At 63.4% G+C, this 18,391-nt stretch carries 12 protein-coding genes; 9 read left to right on the top strand and 3 right to left on the bottom strand.

What is annotated here, in order from left to right; all coding sequences use genetic code 11:
- Positions 1-14: 14 nt before the first annotated feature.
- The 7 genes from IF690_RS19015 (at position 15) to IF690_RS18985 (ending at position 11,548) form a co-directional block, all read left to right on the top strand.
- A complete protein-coding gene (locus tag IF690_RS19015) occupies positions 15-1,742 on the top strand; it encodes an autotransporter assembly complex protein TamA (RefSeq protein ID WP_202696919.1) in 1,728 nt (575 codons plus the stop codon).
- Positions 1,739-5,413, top strand: a complete 3,675-nt coding sequence (locus IF690_RS19010) for a translocation/assembly module TamB domain-containing protein (protein WP_202696918.1) — start codon at positions 1,739-1,741, stop codon at positions 5,411-5,413. Before IF690_RS19015 ends, IF690_RS19010 begins: the two co-directional genes overlap by 4 nt.
- A 203-nt stretch (positions 5,414-5,616) precedes the next feature.
- Complete coding sequence (locus IF690_RS19005) at positions 5,617-6,090, top strand: MarR family winged helix-turn-helix transcriptional regulator (RefSeq protein ID WP_023964357.1); 474 nt, start codon at positions 5,617-5,619, stop codon at positions 6,088-6,090.
- Positions 6,091-7,560: an efflux transporter outer membrane subunit gene (locus tag IF690_RS19000; RefSeq protein ID WP_202696917.1), complete on the top strand. Its 1,470-nt coding sequence runs from the start codon at positions 6,091-6,093 to the stop codon at positions 7,558-7,560. It begins immediately after the preceding gene.
- 15 nt (positions 7,561-7,575) lie between these two features.
- Positions 7,576-8,778 carry an HlyD family secretion protein gene (locus IF690_RS18995; protein ID WP_202696916.1) on the top strand — a complete coding sequence of 401 codons (1,203 nt, stop codon included), beginning with the start codon at positions 7,576-7,578 and terminating at the stop codon, positions 8,776-8,778.
- 65 nt (positions 8,779-8,843) lie between these two features.
- Positions 8,844-10,373 carry a DHA2 family efflux MFS transporter permease subunit gene (locus IF690_RS18990; protein ID WP_202696915.1) on the top strand — a complete coding sequence of 510 codons (1,530 nt, stop codon included), beginning with the start codon at positions 8,844-8,846 and terminating at the stop codon, positions 10,371-10,373.
- A 248-nt stretch (positions 10,374-10,621) separates the two neighbouring features.
- Positions 10,622-11,548, top strand: a complete 927-nt coding sequence (locus IF690_RS18985) for an IS110 family RNA-guided transposase (RefSeq protein WP_202696914.1) — start codon at positions 10,622-10,624, stop codon at positions 11,546-11,548.
- A 127-nt stretch (positions 11,549-11,675) separates the two neighbouring features.
- On the opposite strand, the gene lpxH is transcribed toward IF690_RS18985, so the two are convergent.
- Together lpxH and IF690_RS18975 are read right to left on the bottom strand one after the other, a co-directional pair.
- The gene (gene lpxH / locus IF690_RS18980; protein WP_202696913.1) at positions 11,676-12,425 is read right to left on the bottom strand and encodes a UDP-2,3-diacylglucosamine diphosphatase; all 750 of its coding nucleotides are present in this window, start codon (positions 12,423-12,425) and stop codon (positions 11,676-11,678) included.
- Complete coding sequence (locus IF690_RS18975; RefSeq protein WP_009044603.1) at positions 12,422-12,925, bottom strand: peptidylprolyl isomerase; 504 nt, start codon at positions 12,923-12,925, stop codon at positions 12,422-12,424. The genes lpxH and IF690_RS18975 overlap by 4 nt, the downstream gene beginning before the upstream one ends.
- A 277-nt stretch (positions 12,926-13,202) precedes the next feature.
- Between IF690_RS18975 and IF690_RS18970 the strand changes: the two genes are divergently transcribed.
- Positions 13,203-14,900, top strand: coding sequence for a glutamine--tRNA ligase/YqeY domain fusion protein (locus tag IF690_RS18970; RefSeq protein ID WP_202696912.1), 1,698 nt, complete (start codon positions 13,203-13,205; stop codon positions 14,898-14,900).
- A 15-nt stretch (positions 14,901-14,915) separates the two neighbouring features.
- Positions 14,916-16,298: a cysteine--tRNA ligase gene (cysS, locus tag IF690_RS18965; protein WP_023964366.1), complete on the top strand. Its 1,383-nt coding sequence runs from the start codon at positions 14,916-14,918 to the stop codon at positions 16,296-16,298.
- 81 nt (positions 16,299-16,379) lie between these two features.
- Here cysS and IF690_RS18960 read toward each other — a convergent pair whose 3' ends face one another.
- Positions 16,380-18,230, bottom strand: coding sequence for a sigma-54-dependent Fis family transcriptional regulator (locus IF690_RS18960; RefSeq protein WP_202696911.1), 1,851 nt, complete (start codon positions 18,228-18,230; stop codon positions 16,380-16,382).
- Positions 18,231-18,391: the final 161 nt, after the last annotated feature.

Genomic DNA, 18,391 nt, shown 5'->3' with positions numbered 1-18,391 from the left:
TAGCATTCGCGCCTATGAAGTTTTCAGGAAGATTCACCAGCGGCTTGTTGCTGCTGTTCACCAGCTGTGCGGCACTGGCGCAAAGCGAATTGGACGTCAGGGTCAAACCCTCCAACGATGAACTCAAGGCCAATGTGGAGGGCTACATTGGTGGGGTTGGCGATCGTGACGAGGAGGCGCTGCAGCGTTTCAGCCGTGGCGCCGAGGAGCAGGCCCGCAAGGCCGCCCAGGCCCTGGGCTATTACCAGCCGCAGATCAGCAGCGAAGTCAAAGGCGGCGAAAAGCCGCGTTTGGTGTTGAATATCGATCCTGGCGAGCCGGTACACCTGCGCAATGTCACCATCCGGGTCGACGGCCCGGCGGCCTCCCTCAAGGGCTTTCGGGTGCCCAGGAGCGATCAGCTGAAAAGTGGCGCGGTCCTCAATCACGGTCATTACGAAGACGCCAAGCGGCTGATCCAGAACCAGGCGTCGCGCTACGGCTTTTTCAGCGGGCGTTTCACCCGGCAGAAGCTGGCCGTGGACCCCCAGGCCGGGGTGGCGGATATCGAGCTGGTGTACGAAAGCGGTCCGCGCTACGCCCTGGGCAAGGTCAGTTTTGCCGGCGATACGCCGTTCGACGAAGACCTGCTGCAACGCATGGTGCCGTTCAAGGCCGGCACGCCCTATGATTCCGAACTGATCGCCGAACTCAACCAGGCGCTGCAATCGAGTGGCTACTTCGAAGGTGTGCGGGTCGATGCGGCGCCGACCGCGGCCGCCGCCGAGGTGATTCCGGTGGCGGTCCGGCTGGAAACCCGCAAGCCGCGCACCATGGGCCTGGGCCTGGGTTTTTCCACCGACGTCGGGCCGCGGGCCAAGGCCAACTGGACCCGGCACTGGGTCAACGCCCAAGGCCACAGTTATGGCTGGGAGGCGGAGGTCTCCGCGCCGCGGCAGAACGTCGGCCTGTTCTACGACATACCGCTGGACCCGCCGCTGACCGACAAGCTGCGTTTTGCCGGCGGCTACCAGAACGAAGAAATCTCCAATACCGACACCCTGAGTAAGCTGCTCACCCTTGGCCCCGAGTGGCACAGCAAGTTGCCCAGCGGCTGGCAGCGGGTCATCTCGCTGAAATGGCAGCGCGAGGAATACCGCCTTGGCGACGACTCGGGCCTGAGCACCCTGTTGATGCCCGGTGTCAGTTACTCCTACCTGCGCAGCGATCACCGCATCGACCCGCACAACGGCTATCGCCTGCAATTCGACAGCAAGGTGGCCAAGGAAGGGCTGGGTTCGGACACCAACCTGTTATATGGCACCGTGTTGCTCAAGGGCCTGACCACGGTGTGGGACAACCACCGGTTTCTCGGCCGGGTGCAGTTCGGTGGCAGCGCCACCAACGGTTACAAGAAGGTCCCGCCGTCGCTGCGCTTTTTCGCCGGTGGCGACCAGAGCGTGCGTGGTTACGATTACCAGAGCCTGTCGCCGGAGAATTCCGACGGCGACCGGATCGGCGGGCGCTACATGGTGGCCGGCAGTGTCGAATACCAGTACTCCATCGCGGAAAAATGGCGCCTGGCGACCTTTGTCGACCAGGGCAACTCCTTCGACAAACTTGAATTGCCGAACCTCAAGACCGGGGTCGGCGTCGGTGTGCGCTGGGTGTCCCCGGTGGGGCCGATCCGCCTCGACCTGGCCCATGCGCTGGACGATGACGGCGGCATTCGCTTGCACTTTTCCATGGGGCCAGAGCTGTGAAGCGTGGTTTGAAGATCGCAGCGCTGGCGCTGCTGGTGTTGGTGGCGGTGCTGGTACTGGCGCTGGCTTCGATGCTCGGCACCCAGGCCGGCAGTCGCTGGGCCCTGGTCCTGGTGCCGGGCCTGACGGTGGAGAACTTCGCCGGCCGCCTGGGCGGGCAGTGGAGCGCCGATCACCTGTTGTGGCAACAGGACAGCAGCCGGGTCGAACTCCTGGCGCCGAAATTCGCCTGGTCGCCGGCGTGCCTGATGCGCATGACCCTGTGCATCGAACAACTGGACGTGGAGCAGGTCAGCCTGCAATTCCCGCCGGGTGCGGAAGAACAAAGCAGCGGCCCGATCAGCCTGCCGGATTTGCAGCTGCCCCTGGCTATCGAACTGGGCCAGGTGCGGGTCGGCAGCCTGCAGTTCAACGGCGCCGAGGAACTCAAGGGCCTGCAACTGGCGGCGCAGTGGACGGCAAAGGGCTTGCAGATCGACTCGGTGAGCCTGCAACGCGACGACCTCAGCCTCAATCTTTCGGGTTTGTTGTCGCCCAGCGGCGACTGGCCATTGAGCGCGGCCGGGACCTTGACCCTGCCGGCGCCCGGCGGCGAACCCTGGGCGCTGGCGCTGAAGGTCGATGGCGACCTGTTGAAGACCCTCAAGCTTGCGGCCGACAGCAGCGGTTATCTGCAAGGCAGGTTGAGCGGCGAGCTGCAACCGCTGGCGCAGAACCTGCCGGCCGAGGTGCGGATCACCGCCGATGGCTTCAAGGCCAGCGCCGGTCTGCCCGACACCCTGATGCTCAACCAGCTGGAACTGACCGGCAAAGGTGACCTCAAGGCGGGCTACCAACTGCTGGGCAAGGCTACCTTGCCGGCCGAGCAGGGGCCGGTGGCACTGGTGCTGCAAGGCAAGGTCGACGCCAAGGGCGCGCAGATCGCCGCGCTGGACCTGACCGCCAACGACAAGCAAAACCTCAAGCTGACCGGCCAGCTGGACTGGAGCCAGGGCCTGAACGCCGAAGCCAAGCTCGACTGGCTGGATTTCCCCTGGCATCGCCTGTACCCGCTGATCGAAGAGCCCGCGGTGGCGATGCGCCGTTTCAATGCTGAAGTCGCCTACCGCGACGGCAACTACCTGGGCAACTTCAAGGGCGACCTCGATGGTCCGGCGGGGGCGTTCAGCCTCAGCAGCCCGTTCAGCGGCGACCTGACAAAAATCTTCCTGCCCCAGTTCAAGCTCGTTGCCGGCCAGGGCAAGGCCGAAGGCCACCTGAACCTGCAATTCGCCGACGGCATCGCCTGGGATACCGCCCTGGACCTGTCGGCGATCGACCCGGCGTACTGGGTCGCCGAGCTGCCGGGTACGTTAGCTGGACCGCTGCGCAGCCAGGGCGAAATGAAGAACGAGCAACTCAAGCTCAACGCCGACCTCGACCTCAAGGGCAAGTTGCGCGGCCAGCCCGCGGTGCTGCAGGCCAAGGCCGATGGCGCTGGCGAGCAGTGGAACCTGAGCGCCCTGGACATCCGCCTGGGCGACAACCGCATCAACGGTTCCGGCCGCTTGCAACAACGCCTGGCCGGGCAGCTCGATATCAAGTTGCCACGCCTCGGCCAGCTGTGGCCTGAGCTGCGTGGCCAACTCAACGGACGCCTCGACGTCGCCGGCACCCTGAAGGCGCCGCAGGGCAAGCTCGACCTGCAAGGCCAGCAGTTGGTATTCACCGACAATCGCCTGCAGAGCCTCAAGCTCGATGCCAACCTGGACAGCGCGCAACGGGCGCGGATCGACCTCAAGGGGACCGGCATCCAGGTCGGCGAAACCTCGCTGGGTACACTGACGGCCAGCGGCCAGGGCGATATCAAGAACCAGAAGTTGCAACTGGACCTGCAAGGTCCGCAGCTCAAGCTGGCGCTGGGCCTGGACGGCAGGCTGGAGCAGGGCAACTGGCGCGGACGCCTGGCCAGCGGCGATATCCAGACCGGTGGCCAGGACTGGAGGCTGCAAGCCCCGGCGAAGCTCGAATACCTGGCCGACGGCAAGCTCAACTTCGGCACCCATTGCTGGGCCAGCGGCGATGCCAGCCTGTGTGGCGAGGATCAGCGGCTGATGCCCGAACCCAAGTTGCGCTACCACCTCAAGCAGTTCCCGATCGACAGCCTCGCGCAGTGGTTGCCCAAGGATTTTGCCTGGAAGGGCCGGCTCAATGCCGATATCCAGCTGGACGTACCGGCCGGCGGCCCGCAGGGGCGGATCCTGCTGGACGCCAGCGGCGGCACCTTGCGGGTCAAGGAAAAGCAGCAGTGGCTGGACTTCCCGTACCAGACGCTGAAACTCGACACCACCCTCAACCCCAAGCGCATCGACACGCAGCTGGCGTTTAGCGGCGGCAGGCTCGGTGAGCTGATGCTGCAGGCGCAGATCAATCCGTTGCCGAAAAACAAGCCGCTGTCCGGCGAGTTTCGCCTCAGCGGCCTGGACCTGGCGGTGGCGCGACCGTTCGTGCCGATGGTCGAGAAGCTCGCCGGCAGCCTCAATGGCAGCGGGCGCATCTCCGGTGGCCTGCTGGCGCCGCAGGTCAACGGCAGCCTGGCGCTCAGCGGCGGCGAAGTTTCTGGTCCGGAATTGCCCATCAGCCTCCAGGACCTGCAATTGCAGGCGCTGATCGCCGGTGAAAACCTGCAGTTGAGCGGTGGCTGGAAGAGCGGCAAGGCCGGGCAGGGCAGCCTGAACGGCAATATCGCCTGGGGCCAGGCGCTGGTGGTGGACTTGAACCTCAAGGGTTCGCAGCTGCCGGTCACCGTCGAGCCCTATGCGGTGCTGGACGTGGCGCCGGACCTGAAGATCTCGATGAAGGACGACAGGCTGGCGATCGCCGGCAAGGTCCAGGTGCCCAAGGGCGAAATCACCATTCGCGAATTGCCGCCGTCGACGGTCAAGGTGTCGGACGATACGGTGATCGTCGGCCACCAGACCGAGGAGGGCAAAGCACCGATGGCCATGGCGATGGACATCGACGTGGTGGTCGGCGAGGACAAGCTCAGCTTCACCGGTTTCGGCCTGACCGCCAACCTGCAAGGCCACGTGCACATCGGCGACAACATGGACACCCGTGGCGAACTGTGGCTCAACGACGGTCGCTACCGTGCCTATGGCCAGCGCCTGACCGTGCGCCGGGCGCGCCTGCTGTTCGCCGGGCCGATCGACCAGCCCTACCTGGACATCGAGGCGATCCGCCAGACCGATGACGTGATCGCCGGTATCCGCCTCAGTGGCAGCGCCGAACAGCCGGCCACGCAGATCTTCTCGGAGCCGGCGATGAGCCAGGAGCAGGCGCTGTCCTACCTGGTGCTCGGGCGTCCCTTGAGCACCACCGGCGAGGACAACAACATGCTGGCGCAAGCCGCCCTGGGCCTTGGCCTGATGGGCAGCTCGAACATCACCGGCGGGCTGGCCAAGAACCTGGGGATCGAAGACTTCCAGCTCGACACCCAGGGCAGCGGCAACACCACCAGCGTGGTGGCCAGCGGCAATATCTCCGAGCGCCTCAGCCTGCGGTACGGGGTAGGGGTCTTCGAACCGGCCAACACCATCGCCCTGCGCTACAAACTGAGCAAAAAGGTCTACCTGGAAGCGGCCAGCGGCGTCGCCAGCTCGCTGGACATCTTCTACAAACGCGACTTCTGATAGCCGTCGGTAAGCCAGTCCCTTTGGCAGGGGCTGGCTTTCGCCCCCCCTCCAGGCGGTATTTCTCCCTCCGATTTTCGACGTCAAGGCTTTCCCATTAATTAGCTTGATAATAAGCATGCTAATTATTGTTTGGATATTGGCTGCCTAGGCAGTAACATCTCGACATACTTTCGCTGCCTAGGCAGCTAACAGGTGGTCAGATGAAGCACTTCACCCCAGACGATTTCCACAATTGCCACCTCGGGCTCTTGCTGGGCCGCGCGGCCCTGCTCAAGGACCGGATCATCGACAGCCACATGGAACCCCACGGCATCACCGCCGCGCAGTTCAAGGTGCTGATCATCATGGCCCAGTTCGGCGTCGATACCCCGGCCGAGCTGTGCCGCCACCTGTCCCTCGACAGCGGTTCCATGACCCGCATGCTCGATCGCCTGGAGCAGAAGGACTTCCTCGCCCGCCAACGTTCGGAGCACGACCGCCGTCAGGTGCGCCTGGTGCTCACCGAGGAGGGCCAGAAGCTCGCCGACTGCCTGCCGCACATCGGTGCCAATGCCATGAACGAACTGGCCGGCGCCATTACCCCCGAAGAGTTGAAAACCCTGGAACAGATCCTCAAGAAAATTTTGCTGGCGGCCGGTGACCCGATCACCGTGTTGCGGGTAGGTGATAAGTAAATGAGCAGTCGAACCTTGCGTACCCGTTTGAGCCTGATGCTGCTGGCCATGAGCCTGGCCGGTTGTGCCAACTACAGCGGCCTGACAACCGAAGGGGTGAGCCTCGATGCCAAATCCCTCAAGGCCGGACAATCCCTGGGTGGCGTGACCCTGTCGCCGGCGGCCTGGCCGAAGAGCGACTGGTGGAAGAGCCTGGGCGATCCACAGCTCGACGGCCTGATCCGCGAAGCCCTGCACGACAGCCCCGACATGCAGATCGCCAGCGCCCGGGCCCACCAGGCCAGCGCGGCGGCCTATGCCGCGGACGCGGCGCGCATGCCGACCCTGGATGCCAGCGGCAGTGCCAGCCGCTCGCGGCTGTCTCGCTCGCAGGACCCGAGGGGGCAGGGCGACAACTACAGCACCCTGCGCAGCCTGACGGGCAACTTCAATTACACCTTCGACCTCTGGGGCGGCCAGCGCGATACCTGGGAAGCCGCCCTGGGCCAGGCCCGCGCCGCCGAGATCGATCGCCAGGCCGCGCAACTGACCCTGGCCGCCGACGTGGCCAGGGCCTACAGCGACCTGGGCCAGGCGCATATCGTCCATGACCTGGCCACTGAAGACCTCAAGCGCACCCGGCAGATGCTCGACCTGGGCCAGAAACGCCTGAGTTCGGGTATCGACAGCCAGTATCAGTACCAGCAGACCGAAAGCCTGGAGGCCAGCTCCGAAGCCTCGCTGATCGACGCCGAGAAAAACCTGCAGAGTGCCAAGATCGCCCTCGCGGTATTGCTCGGCAAAGGCCCGGACCGGGGCAACGAAATCGCCCGGCCGAAAGTCCTGCAGGCCAGCGCGGTGGCGCTGCCGTCAGTGCTGCCGGCGGAATTGCTGGGCCGCCGCCCGGACCTGGTGGCCGCGCGCTGGCGGGTCGAGGCGGCGAGCAAGAGCATCGATGCCGGCAAGACCAACTTCTACCCCAACCTCAACCTGAGCGCCGTCGCCGGCACTCAGTCGCTGCTGGGGGATGCGATGTTCGGATCGGCCAGCCGCTTCTTCAATATCGCCCCGACCGTGTCGCTGCCGATCTTCGACGGTGGCCGCCTGCGCGCCGACCTGGATGCCCGGGACGCCGACTACGACCTGGCCGTGGCGCAGTACAACAAGAGCCTGGTGAATGCCCTGGGGGATGTCAGCGACACCCTCTCCCAGCTGCGTGACATCGGTCGGCAGATCGCCGCCCAGCAACATGCCACCGACATCGCCCAGGACTCCTACGACACCGTGGTCCAGCGCTACGGCTCGGGGATCGGCAACTACCTGGACGTGCTCAGCATCGAGCAGCAATTGCTGCAGGCCCAGCGCCAGCTGGCGACCCTGAATGCCCAGCAGATCGACCTGTCGATCCAACTGATGCAAGCCTTGGGCGGTGGTTTCCAGACCGACAATCTGGCCGCGGCCACCCCGACTCCAGCCTCGCGCAATCAATAATTCAAGGTACTCATCATGGCCACTGCCGAAACCAACAACGCTCCCGAAAACACTCCGGACACCGCCAATCCACGCAAGCGCAAGCTCATGTTGCTGGGCCTGGTGGCGCTGATCGTCCTGGGCGGGCTGGGGGTCTTTGCCTGGTATGAGCTCTACGGACGCTGGAATGAAGGCACCGACGACGCCTATGTGAACGGCAACGTGGTGGAAATCACCCCGCTGGTCACCGGCACGGTGGTCAGCATCGGCGCCGACGATGGCGACCTGGTCCACGAAGGCCAGGTGCTGATCAACTTCGACCCCAACGATGCCGAGGTCGGCCTGCAAAGCGCCGAGGCCAACCTGGCCCGCACCGTGCGCCAGGTGCGCGGGCTGTACAGCAATGTCGACGGCATGCGCGCCCAGGTGGCGGCGCAGAAGGCCGAAGTGCAGAAAGCCCAGGACAACTTCAGCCGCCGCCGGACCCTCGCCAGCAGCGGGGCGATTTCCCAGGAAGAACTGTCCCACGCACGCGATGACCTGACCTCGGCGCAGAACGCCCTGGCCAATGCCCAGCAGCAGCTCAACACCACCAACGCGTTGGTGGATGACACTGTGGTCTCCAACCATCCGGACGTGCAGGCGGCCGCCGCGCAACTGCGCCAGGCCTACCTGACCAACGCCCGCAGCACGCTGATCGCCCCGGTGACCGGTTATGTCGCCAAGCGCACCGTGCAGCTGGGCCAGCGGGTACAGCCGGGCACCGCATTGATGGCGGTGATCCCGCTCGACCAGTTGTGGATCGACGCCAACTTCAAGGAAACCCAGCTGCGTGACATGCGTATCGGCCAGCCGGTGGACATCGAGGCCGATATCTACGGCAGCGAGGTCAAATACAGCGGCACCATCGACAGCCTGGGCGCCGGTACCGGCAGTGCCTTCGCCCTGTTGCCGGCGCAGAACGCTACTGGCAACTGGATCAAGATCGTGCAGCGGGTACCGGTGCGCATCCACGTGAATGCCGAAGAGCTGGCCAAGCACCCGCTGCGGGTCGGCCTGTCGACGGTGGTCAACGTCGACCTGCACGATCAGAGCGGCCCGGTGCTGGCCCAGCAGCCGCCACAAAAGGCGTCGTTCAGTACCAGCGTCTACGACCGCCAATTGAGCGAGGCCGATGCCCTGATCGCCCGCCTGATCCACGACAACAGCGCCGCCATCGGCAAGACCGCGCAGCGCTGATTCGCCGATTCCTCTGCTGCGGCCGCTAGCGGTCGCGGCACCTGCCTCGCTTCATAGGATTCGCGATGAGCAATAACGCCTCTTTCACACCGCCCAGCCTGTTGCTCAGCACCATCGGCCTGTCGCTGGCGACCTTCATGCAGGTGCTCGACACCACCATCGCCAACGTGGCCTTGCCGACCATCTCCGGCAACCTCGGGGTGAGTTCGGAGCAGGGCACCTGGGTGATCACCTCGTTTGCCGTGAGCAACGCCATCGCCTTGCCACTGACCGGTTGGCTGAGCCGGCGCTTCGGCGAAGTGAAGCTGTTTATCTGGGCCACCCTGCTGTTCGTGCTGGCCTCGTTCCTCTGCGGGATTTCCACCTCCATGCCCGAGCTGGTGGGCTTTCGTGTGTTGCAAGGGGTGGTGGCCGGGCCGCTGTACCCGATGACCCAGACCCTGCTGATCGCGGTCTACCCGCCGGCGAAAAGGGGCATGGCCCTGGCGCTGCTGGCGATGGTCACGGTGGTGGCGCCGATTGCCGGGCCGATTCTCGGCGGTTGGATCACCGATAGTTACAGCTGGCCGTGGATCTTCTTCATCAACGTACCGATCGGCCTGTTCGCCGCCTGGGTGGTCAAGCAGCAGTTGAAGGCACGGCCGGTAGTGACCAGCCGCCAGCCGATGGACTACATCGGCCTGCTGAGCCTGATCGTCGGCGTCGGGGCCTTGCAGATTGTGCTCGACAAGGGCAACGACCTGGATTGGTTCGAATCCAGCTTCATCATCATCGGTACGCTGATTTCGCTGATTGCCCTGGCGGTGTTCGTGATCTGGGAAATGACCGACCGCCATCCGGTGGTCAACCTGCGGCTGTTCGCCCACCGCAACTTCCGCATCGGCACCATTGTGCTGGTGGGCGGTTATGCCGGTTTCTTCGGCATCAACCTGATCCTGCCGCAGTGGTTGCAGACCCAGATGGGCTATACCGCGACCTGGGCCGGCCTGGCGGTGGCGCCGATCGGCATCCTGCCGGTGTTGATGTCGCCTTTCGTCGGCAAGTACGCGCACAAGTTCGACCTGCGCTTGCTGGCCGGGCTGGCGTTCCTGGCGATCGGCCTGAGCTGCTTCATGCGCGCCGGGTTCACCAACGAGGTGGACTTCCAGCACATTGCCCTGGTGCAGCTGTTCATGGGCATCGGCGTGGCGCTGTTCTTCATGCCGACCCTGAGCATCCTGATGTCGGACCTGCCGCCGCACCAGATCGCCGATGGCGCCGGCCTGGCCACTTTCCTGCGGACCCTGGGCGGCAGCTTCGCCGCTTCGCTGACCACCTGGATCTGGATCCGCCGGGCGAACGAGCACCATGCCTACATGAGTGAACACATCAGCACCTTCGAGCCGGCCACCCGCGATGCCCTGGGCGCCCTGGGCGGTGCCAGCAACCAGGCCTACGCGCAGCTGGACCAGGTGCTGACCGGCCAGGCGTACATGATGTCCACCGTGGACTACTTCACGCTGCTGGGCTGGAGCTTCATGGGCCTGATTCTGCTGGTGTGGCTGGCCAAGCCGCCGTTCACGGCCAAGGCCGGGCCGGCGTCGGCGGGGCACTGATATCGCGCTGGGACAGAGGCGTTATCGCGAGCAGGCTCGCTCCTTATCTGTTCTAGATCTGCCAGATTGGGTGTCGAGAGTCGGCATGGACGATCGCTAGCTCCTAGATTCAAACGATCGTGCTGTAGCAAGGTCTCCATGCCGATCTCTCCTCAACTACGCCCGTACAGTTGCTCGAGCCGACACTCGAAGATAAGGCTGGGCTGCCGAGGAGAACTCTCGACGTCTCAAGACTAGAGGAGATCATCATGGGTTGCATAGGCGCCGGTATCGATGTGAGCAAGGACACTTTGGATGTGAAGGTGGACAAACATGGACCACAACTACACACCTCCAATGATTCGGCAGGATGGCAGCAGGTGATTGCTTGGCTAACGCCATTCGCTCCTCAGCAAGTGGTCCTGGAAGCAACCGGTGGCTATGAGCTGCAAGCGTTGAAGGCGCTCTATGCCGCTGGCTTGCCCATGGTCAGAGTCAATCCTCGACAGGCTCGGGACTTTGCTCGTTCAACAGGCCAGTTGGCGAAAACCGACCGCCTGGATGCTTGCGTCCTTGCCCATATGGCAAGCGTCCTCAAGCTCAATCGCTATCAGCCCCCAAACGAAGAAACTCAGTTTCTGCACGCTTGTCATCGCCGCCGCCAGCAAGTGGTGCAAATGCTGGCGGCAGAAAAGCAGCGGCGACGTCTGACTGAGCAACCGGCCATGCGTTTAATGCTTGAACGCAATATCCAGCGCCTGGAAGCCGACCGAGACGAGCTGGACATGCACATTAGCGAGCAGCTCAAGGGGTCGGTACAGGCCAAGGTGGCCTCGGCGATCAAAGGTGTTGGCCCTGTTGTTCTTTCGACTCTTGTTTGTGACATGCCTGAGCTAGGCCATTTGAATCGCAAGGCGATTGCCAAGCTCTACGGTGTAGCGCCACTTGCCAAAGATAGCGGCAGGTCCCATGGGCGACGGATTACCTGGGGTGGTCGGGCCAATCCGCGAGCGATGATCTACATGGCGGCTTTGAGTGCGGTTCGCTATGACCCGGTGCTCAAAACGTTTTACGAGGGGCTGGTTGGTCGGGGCAAACCAAAGAAGCTGGCGCTGGTCGCTGCCATGCGCAAGCTCATCACAATTCTGAACGCGCGAATGCGCGAAGCCTTCCAGGTTTCCGCGCAAGTCACGTGAGAAACACAGTTGCTACAGGGGGACGTACCTTTTTTGTAGGAGCGAGCTTGCTCGCGATAGAACGTGCAGCGTTGGCCTGGAAGGCCCCGGAAGACCCTTCGGGCCTTATCGCAGCCTGCGGCAGCGGCTACAGGCGGGGCAATGCCTGCTGCGACGGCACGAAGTCGAAAGCCGCCAGCTGGAAACCCTGTTCATCCACCTGCAAGGCCCAGCCTTGACGGTCCCAATCGCCCAGCACGATGCGCTTGGCGGCCTGGTCGCCGATCTGCAACTTGTGGATGGCCGGGCGGTGGGTGTGGCCATGAACCAGGGTCCGCACCTTGAATTCCTGCATGATCCGCGGCACTTCGTCCGGGGTCACGTCGACGATGTCATTGGCCTTCATGCGGGTTTGCGCGCGGCTTTCGTTGCGCAGCTTGCGCGCCAGCTTGTGCCGGGTGCGCAGCGGCAGGTGCCTGAGGATCCACAGCGAAACCGGGTTGCGCAGGTAACTGCGCATGCGCATATAGGCTTCGTCACGGGTGCACAGGCTGTCGCCGTGCATCAGCAGCACCGGCTCGCCGTAGAAATCGACCACGCTCGGGTCCTTGAGCAGGGTCGCGCCCGCGGCCTTGCAGAAGGCCTTGCCGAGCATGAAGTCGCGGTTGCCATGCATCAGGAAAACCTGCGTGCCGCTGTCGCTGAGCTCGCGCAGTGCCTGGCAAATGGAAAGCTGGTAGGGGGTCATGGCGTCGTCGCCGATCCAGACCTCGAAGAAATCTCCCAGGATGTACAGCGCTTGCGCCGAGCGGGCACGCCCGCCCAGTAAATCCAGAAACGCCCGGGTAATGTCCGGGCGTTCCTCTTCCAGATGCAAATCTGAAATCAGCAGTATCACTCAACGATCTCGGCTTTCTCGATGATCACGTCTTCTGCCGGTACGTCCTGGTGACCGGCCTTCATGGTAGTGGCTACGCCTTTGATCTTGTCGACCACCTCGGTGCCGGCGACCACTTTGCCGAATACCGCGTAGCCCCAGCCCTGGACGGTCTTGCCGCTGTGGTTGAGGAAGCTGTTGTCCGCGACGTTGATGAAGAACTGCGCGGAAGCCGAATGCGGCTCCATGGTGCGGGCCATGGCGACGGTGTACTTGTCGTTGGAAAGACCGTTGTCGGCTTCGTTCTGGATGCTTGGACGCTTGTCTTTCTTCTCTTTCATGCCTGGCTCGAAACCGCCGCCCTGGATCATGAAGTTACCGATGACGCGGTGGAATACGGTGTTTTCGTAATGACCGGCTTTAACGTATTCGATGAAGTTGGCCACGGTGACCGGGGCTTTCTCGGCGTTCAGTTCCAGCACGATGTCGCCGTGGTTGGTGGTCAGTTTGACTTGAGTCATGATCGGTACTCTTTATAAGGAGGAGCGTTTTCAAGGAATTCCCGGGTTCCGGGAAGCAGGCGTGGGGCCCGCGGGCCGGAACCGCGCTGGCAAAAATCCGCCAAGGTGCGCAGTTTAGCGTGCCGGGCGTGAAATTCGAGGCTGTTTTTTCATTTGCGACGGATTAATCGCGGTAGATTTAAAGCCCGCTCTGTCAGGGGCTTGACCGCATCGGCTATGATATCCGTTTTGATTTATCAGGCCGCACCGGCCGCGCACTTGTACGTTCAAGGATCCTATGAGCAAGCCCACTGTCGACCCTACCTCGAATTCCAAGACCGGACCGGCCGTGCCGGTCAACTTCCTGCGCCCGATCATCCAGGCGGACCTGGACTCGGGTAAGCACACACAGATCGTGACCCGCTTCCCGCCGGAGCCCAACGGCTACCTGCACATCGGTCACGCCAAGTCGATCTGCGTGAACTTCGGGTTGGCCCAGGAATTCGGCGGTGTCACCCACCTGCGTTTCGATGACACCAACCCGGCCAAGGAAGACCAGGAATACATCGACGCCATCGAAAGCGACGTCAAGTGGCTGGGTTTCGAGTGGGCCGGTGAAGTGCGCTATGCCTCGCAATACTTCGACCAGTTGCACGAGTGGGCGGTGGAGCTGATCAAGGCGGGCAAGGCCTATGTCGACGACCTGACCCCCGAGCAGGCCAAGGAATACCGTGGCAGCCTGACCGAACCGGGCAAGAACAGCCCGTTCCGCGACCGTTCGGTGGAAGAGAACCTGGACCTGTTCGCGCGCATGAAGGCGGGTGAATTCCCGGATGGCGCACGCGTACTGCGGGCCAAGATCGACATGGCCTCGCCGAACATGAACCTGCGCGACCCGATCATGTACCGCATCCGCCATGCGCATCACCACCAGACCGGCGACAAGTGGTGCATCTACCCGAACTACGACTTCACCCACGGCCAGTCGGACGCCATCGAAGGCATTACCCACTCGATCTGCACCCTGGAGTTCGAAAGCCATCGCCCGCTGTACGAGTGGTTCCTCGAGAACCTGCCGGTGCCGGCGCAGCCGCGCCAGTACGAGTTCAGCCGCCTGAACCTGAACTACACCATCACCAGCAAGCGCAAGCTCAAGCAACTGGTGGACGAGCAGCACGTCAACGGCTGGGACGACCCGCGCATGTCCACCCTGTCGGGCTTCCGCCGCCGTGGCTACACACCGAAATCGATCCGCAATTTCTGCGAAATGATCGGCACCAACCGTTCCGACGGCGTCGTCGACTTCGGCATGCTCGAATTCAGCATCCGTGACGACCTCGACCACAGCGCCCCGCGTGCCATGTGCGTGCTGCGTCCGCTGAAGGTGGTGATCACCAACTACCCGCAAGGCCAGGTCGAGAACCTCGAACTGCCGCGCCACCCGAAAGAAGACATGGGCGCGCGCGTCCTGCCGTTCACCCGTGAAATCTACATCGACCGCGACGACTTCATGGAAGAGCCGCCAAAGGGCTACAAGCGCCTGGAGCCTGCTGGCGAAGTGCGCCTGCGTGGCAGCTATGTGATCCGCGCCGACGAGGCGATCAAGGATGCCGACGGCAACATTGTCGAGCTGCGTTGCTCGTACGACCCGGACACCCTGGGCAAGAACCCGGAAGGGCGCAAGGTCAAGGGCGTGATCCACTGGGTGCCGGCCGCCGCTAGCGTCGAGTGCGAAGTGCGTCTGTACGATCGCCTGTTCCGTTCGCCGAACCCGGAGAAGGCCGAGGACAGCGCGAGTTTCCTGGACAACATCAACCCGAATTCACTGCAAGTGCTGACCGGTTGTCGTGCCGAACCCTCGCTGGGCAACGCACAGCCGGAAGACCGTTTCCAGTTCGAGCGCGAAGGCTACTTCGTCGCGGATATCAAGGACTCGAAACCGGGCCAGCCGGTATTCAACCGTACCGTGACCCTGCGTGATTCGTGGGGCCAGTGATTCAAGGGATTTAACGTGCTTACGATCTACAACACGCTCACCAAGAGCAAAGAAGTCTTCAAGCCGCTCGATGGCAACAAGGTGCGCATGTACGTGTGCGGCATGACCGTGTACGACTACTGCCACCTGGGCCATGGACGCAGCATGGTCGCGTTCGACCTGGTGACCCGCTGGTTGCGGTTCAGCGGTTACGACCTGACCTACGTGCGCAATATCACCGACATCGACGACAAGATCATCAATCGGGCCAACGAGAACGGCGAGTCGTTCGAGGCGCTGACCGAACGCATGATCGCGGCGATGCACGAAGACGAAGCGCGCCTGAACATCAAGAAGCCGGACATGGAGCCGCGTGCCACCGACCATATCGCCGGCATGCACGCGATGATCCAGACCCTGATCGACAAGGGCTACGCCTACGCGCCGGGCAACGGCGACGTGTACTACCGGGTCGGCAAGTTCCTTGGCTACGGTAAGCTGTCGCGCAAGAAGATCGAAGACCTGCGCATCGGCGCGCGCATCGAAGTCGACGAGTCGAAACAGGACCCGCTGGACTTCGTGCTGTGGAAAGCCGCCAAGCCGGGCGAGCCGAGCTGGGAATCGCCGTGGGGCGCCGGGCGTCCGGGCTGGCATATCGAGTGCTCGGTGATGTCGACCTGCTGCCTGGGCGAGACCTTCGACATTCATGGCGGCGGCAGCGACCTCGAGTTCCCGCACCATGAAAACGAGATCGCCCAGAGCGAGGCGGCCACCGGCAAGACCTACGCCAATGCCTGGATGCACTGCGGCATGATCCGCATCAATGGCGAGAAGATGTCCAAGTCCTTGAACAACTTCTTCACCATCCGCGACGTGCTCGACAAGTACCATCCGGAAGTCGTGCGTTACCTGCTGGTGTCGAGCCACTACCGCAGCGCGATCAACTATTCGGAAGACAACCTCAAGGACGCCAAGGGTGCCCTGGAGCGTTTCTATCACGCCCTCAAGGGCCTGCCGAGCGTGCCGGCTGCTGGCGGCGAAGCCTTCGTCGAGCGTTTCACCGAGGTGATGAACGACGATTTCGGTACGCCGGAAGCCTGTGCGGTGCTGTTCGAGATGGTGCGCGAGATCAACCGCCTGCGCGAGAGCGATCTTGACGCGGCGGCCGGTCTGGCGGCGCGCCTGCGGGAACTGGCGGATGTGCTGGGTGTGCTGCAGCTGGAAGCCGACGACTTCCTGCAGGCCGGTGCCGCCGGCCGGGTCGACGCGGCGCAGGTCGAAGCGCTGATCCAGGCGCGCCTGGCCGCCCGTGCCAACAAGGACTGGGCCGAGTCCGACCGCATCCGCGACCAGATCACCGCCATGGGCGTGGTGCTGGAAGATGGCAAGGGCGGGACGACCTGGCGCCTGGCTGACTGATCGCGGTACTGGCTACAAACAGAAACCCGCCTTGTGCGGGTTTTTGTTTGCCTGCCATTTGGGGGTGGAGGGGGCGGGGGATCAATCCTCCTGCTGACGCAATCTTTTATAGAGGGTATTGCGACTCACCCCCAGCCGCCGCGCGAGCTGGGAGATGTTGCCGCCCACGGCCTTGAGCTGGCGGTGCAGGTCGGCGCTGTCTTCCAGGGCGATGTCGCCGGGCGGTTCGTGGCTGGCGGCCGGCTCCATGTCCAGGTCGACAAAAAAGTCGTCCGGCAGGTGTTCGGCGCGGATCGGTTGTTCTTCGGCCATGGCCAGCGCCACCTGCATCACGCTGCTGACCTGGCGCAGATTGCCTGGCCAGGGGTGGCGCTCGAACAGGTCCTGGACTTCACGGCTGAGCCCGGCCCATTGGCCGGACTCGCGGTGCTGCTCCCAGATGCGCTTGAACAGCGCCTGCTTGTCGCTGCGTTCGCGCAGGGGCGGCAACTCCAGGGTCAGGCCGCCGATGCGGTAATACAGATCCTCGCGGAAGCGCCCGAGTTGCACCTGTTCGCGCAGCGAACGGTTGGTCGCGGAGATGATGCGGATGTCCACCGGGAACAGTTCGCTGCTGCCCACCGGCTGCACGCAGCGCTCCTGCAGCACCCGCAACAGGCGGGCCTGGGTCGGTAGAGGCATGTCACCGATTTCGTCGAGGAACAGCGTGCCTTTGTCGGCCTTGCGGATCAGCCCGATGCTGCCTTTCTGGTTGGCGCCGGTGAAGGCGCCTTTTTCATAGCCGAACAACTCGGACTCCACCAGCTCGGCGGGGATCGCTGCGCAGTTGACGGCGATGAACGCCTGTTTGCTCCGCGAGCTGGCCTGGTGCAGCGCCTTGACGAAGACTTCCTTGCCGACGCCGGTTTCGCCGTGGATCAACAGCGGAATGTCCTTTTCCAGCAGCCGTTCGGCCTGGCGCACGGCCTTCTCCACCCGGCTGTCGCCGAAGTGCAGGGTGTTCAGGCTGATGGCATCGGCGTTGGCGGGGGCCGGGCGGGCAGGCGACTCGGCGAAGACCCGGGCCTGGATCGGCACCTGCCTTGGACGCTTGAGCAGGCAATGGAAGCGGTTGCGTCCGGCGGCCTGCAAGGCAAAGGGCAGGCCTTCCGGTTGGTTGAGCAATTCCAGCAGGGACACCTTGAACAGGCTGTCGATGCCGACTCGCGACAGGCTGATGCCCAGCAGGTTGTCGGCGCGACGGTTGGCCGACAGCACCTGGCCGCTTTCATCGAAGATCAACAAACCGGCCCACTGGCTGTCGAGGTTGTTCAGGCCAGTGTTGAAGGTCAGCTGGAAATGCCGGCCTTCGAACAGGTTGAGGATCAGTCGGTTTTCCACCGTCTGGCTCATCATCTTGACCATGCCCAGGGTGTGGGAGGGCGGCAGGTAGCTGTCGCTGGAGACGTCCAGCACCGCGATCACCCGGCGCTCGGCATCGAAGATCGGCGCGGCCGAGCCGGTCATGAAGCGATTGGCCTTGAGGAAGTGTTCATCGTGCTCGATATGCACCGCCTGCTCGCAGGCCAGGGCGGTGCCGATGGCGTTGGTCCCGCTGCAGTGTTCCAGCCAACTGGCGCCGGCACTGAAACCATGGGCCAGGCTCGGTTCGATAAAACGCTGGGTGCCCCAGGACGTCAGCACCTGGCCCTGGTTGTCGGCGAGCATGATCAGGCAATTGGAGTTGCTGAGGATGTTCTCGTAGTAGGGCAGGACTTCCTGGTGGGTGGTCTGCACCAGGGCATGCTGGCTTTCCAGCAACTGGGCGATGCGCTCGGCGGGCAGTTGATCGAAGGCGGGCGCGCTCTGGTGGTTGAGGCCAAAGGCCCGGCAACGACTCCAGGAGTCCTTGATGATGGTCTCGTGAGACAGCGGTGAGGCAGGTGCGCTCATGGCGGTAGGTCCCTGAAAACGCTTTTATTGTTGTTATGGGTGTACGGCCCGGACCCTGTAGGGACCGCGGTGCCCATGTAGCCGCTGCCGAGCGTGCGAGGCTGCGATCGGCAACGCAGTTGCCGCAAAACCTGCCTCCGCGATCGGCCTGGAAAAACGCG

The sequence above is a fragment of the Pseudomonas sp. SK3(2021) genome (genome assembly GCF_016772375.1).
GTDB lineage: Bacteria > Pseudomonadota > Gammaproteobacteria > Pseudomonadales > Pseudomonadaceae > Aquipseudomonas > Aquipseudomonas chlororaphis_I.
Note: the sequence above shows the minus strand (reverse complement) of the source record. Positions and strands in the feature narration are given on the sequence as shown.